The organism is Shigella sp. FC1967, from assembly GCF_001743005.1.
GTDB lineage: Bacteria > Pseudomonadota > Gammaproteobacteria > Enterobacterales > Enterobacteriaceae > Proteus.
In genome coordinates this window covers 1-2,986 of the sequence record NZ_MIIZ01000818.1, presented here as the reverse complement: position 1 = coordinate 2,986, position 2,986 = coordinate 1, and the positions used below count along the sequence as shown (strand labels likewise).

Annotated in this window: 2 pseudogenes; both read left to right on the top strand. The window is 37.3% G+C overall.

Annotation, left to right across the window (positions count from 1 at the left end):
* Positions 1 to 478, top strand: a pseudogene (gene proQ, locus BHE89_RS13660) (RNA chaperone ProQ); the annotation flags it as partial.
* Positions 479 to 497: 19 nt separating this feature from the next.
* A pseudogene (gene prc, locus BHE89_RS13655) lies at positions 498 to 2,576 on the top strand (carboxy terminal-processing peptidase).
* The last annotated feature ends 410 nt before the right edge of the window (positions 2,577 to 2,986 follow it).

The window sequence follows — 2,986 nt, the reverse complement described above, 5'->3', positions numbered from 1 at the left end:
AAAGAAGGAGCAAAACGTGTCGATTTGAATGGTAATGACTGCGGCGAACTGGAAGCTGAGCATATTGAACATGCTCGTACACAATTAGCAGAAGCTAAAAGCGCGAGTTCAAGCTCAAAGAGCAGAACAACGTGCTAAGAAGCGCGAAGCTGAAGGTGATAAGGAGACCAGCAAAACGTCCGACAGCGAAAAAGCCAAATAATACGCGTCGTCAGCCACCTAAAGAGGGTGAAAAACGACAGCCTCGTCCTCAAAAAAGCGACTCAAGCACCTCGTAAAAACACCACCACGTCAAAATACTGAAAAGTTAATTCCAGTGAAAGACACATCAGTTCTTACTGTTGGTCAATCGCTGAAAGTTAACGTTGGTAGCAGCGTGATGGACGCGACAGTGCTAGAGATAGCGAAAGAGGGTGTACGTGTACAATTGCCTAACGGTCTGGCAATGAATGTACGCACGGAACATTTAAAGTTCTGATACGGAGGCCAACCAGAGCATGAACAAACTTTTAAATGTGGCTTTTGCAATCGGATTAACGTTAACAGGCACTTCTGTTGTGATGGCTGAGAAACCAGCCACCCCAGCAATGGTAACTATTGATCAGTTACCCGAATTAAAGCAAGAGCCACAGCATTCTACTGTGAGCGAGCGAGTAACCTCTCGTTTTGAACGTTCTCATTATCGCCAATTCTCTCTAGATGCGAGCTTTTCTGAAAAGATTTTTAATCGCTATCTTAATTTATTAGATTATAGTCACAATGTGTTGCTAGCATCAGATATCGCCCAATTTGATAAAGAAAAAACCAAAGTAGGTGAATATCTGAAAAAAGGTGAGCTTCAACCTCTTTATGATCTCTTTAATTTAGCGCAAAAAAGACGTTTTGAACGTTTTCAATATGCCTTAAATCGCTTAGACAAACCCATGGATTTAACTGGCCAAGATAAATTTGAGTTAGATAGAACAAAAGCGCCATGGCCGCAAACTCAAGCTGAGCTAGATAAACTTTGGGATGAAAAAGTCAAATATGATTGGTTAACGCTGAAACTATCTGAAAAAACGGATAGCGAAATTAAAGAGACACTAACTAAGCGTTATAAAGCGGCTTTACGTCGTCAAACGCAAAGTCAAAGCGAAGATGTTTTTCAAATCATTATGTCGGCATTCGCCCGCGAAATTGACCCTCATACAAGTTATTTATCACCAAGAAATACCGAAGCCTTTGATTCTGAGATGAGTTTATCCTTAGAAGGTATTGGTGCTGTATTACAGATGGATGATGACTATCCTATGATCAACTCTATGGTTACGGGTGGTCCAGCTGCAAAAAGTAAAGAGTTGAAAGTTGGCGATAAAATTATTGCCGTAGGACAAGAAAATAAACCGATGGTTGATGTTGTCGGTTGGCGACTTGATGACATTGTTGCTTTGATTAAAGGACCGAAAGGTAGCCAAGTAAAATTAGAAGTTATTTCTGATGAGAAAGGTGCTAAACCAAGAACAATTACTTTAGTTAGAGAGCAAATCCGTTTAGAAGACAGAGCTGTTAAGCTAACTGAAAAAGTGATTAACGGCGATAAAGTAGCAATTTTGGATATTCCAAGCTTCTATGTTGGTTTAACCAATGACGTAAAAACACAGTTACAAAAAGTGGCGAAAGATAATGTTTCAGCTTTAGTCATTGATTTGCGTGGTAACGGCGGTGGTGCATTAACAGAGGCGATTTCACTTTCAGGATTATTTATTCCAAGTGGTCCTGTTGTGCAAGTCAGAGATAATAATGGTCGTGTAAGACAAGATTTCGATAAAGATGATGTTGTGTATTATAAAGGACCACTGGTTGTTATCGTTAATCGCTTTAGTGCTTCTGCCTCTGAAATTTTTGCTGCTGCAATGCAAGACTATGGACGAGCATTAATTGTAGGTGAGCAAACATTCGGTAAAGGAACGGTTCAGCAATATCGCCCATTAACCCGTGTTTACGATCAAATGCTAAGCCCTGATTGGCCGGGTTTAGGGTCAGTGCAATATACTATTCAAAAATTCTATCGAATTAATGGTGGGAGTACTCAACTTAAAGGAGTAACACCTGATTTGTTGTTGCCAAGCTTTGATAGTGCTGAAATGGGTGAAAGTTTTGAAGATAACGCATTGCCTTGGGATAGTATCTCTCCAGCAAGCTATCAGCTATCCGAGTATTCAGACAAGCTGAAAGCTGCGTTAGTACCATTAACCGAGCAGCATACTAAGCGTATTGCAAATGACAGAGAGTTTTCATACATCTTTGATGATATTCAGCGCTACAACGATGCTAAAGCAAAAGGTGAAGATAAATTTGTTATCTTAAACTTTGCTGAAAGAGAGAAAGAAAACAAAGAGCTAGAAACCATTAAATTAAACCGTATTAATGAGCGTTTTAAATTAGAAGGTAAACCAGCATTGAAATCACTCGATGACTTACCTAAGGATTATGAAGGTCCAGATCCTTATTTAGATGAAAACGGCTAAAAATTGCGGTTGATCTCTCAAAAAGTGCTGAAACCTAAAAAAATTATTAAATTAAGTTATCAGTTATAACAATAGAGACTTAAAATAACCCCTCCAATAGTTGGATAACCAATTGCTGGAGGGGTATTTTTTATATTAATTAAAATATAAAATTATCATTGCTAATCAATGTTTATCAGGCTTTCCATCAAAAAAGTTTTTTCAAAAAAATCCATAATATCTTTTTTAGATGGGATCCTTCTCATTTTTAGTTATTCACCATATTAAGTTACCCGTAATATAAATAATTATTAATAAATGGATATTTAAATTTAACTTTATGCAACTTAATTTTCAATCCGAAATATATCGTGAATAAAGTTCTATAAGCTATAAGAGAGAATGTTAGGTTTATTTTTAGGTAATAAGTGAGTTTCTTGCTTAATAAAGGGAATAAAAAAGCCAAAATAGCTACTTATTGTGATTAAGATCTCATTTGA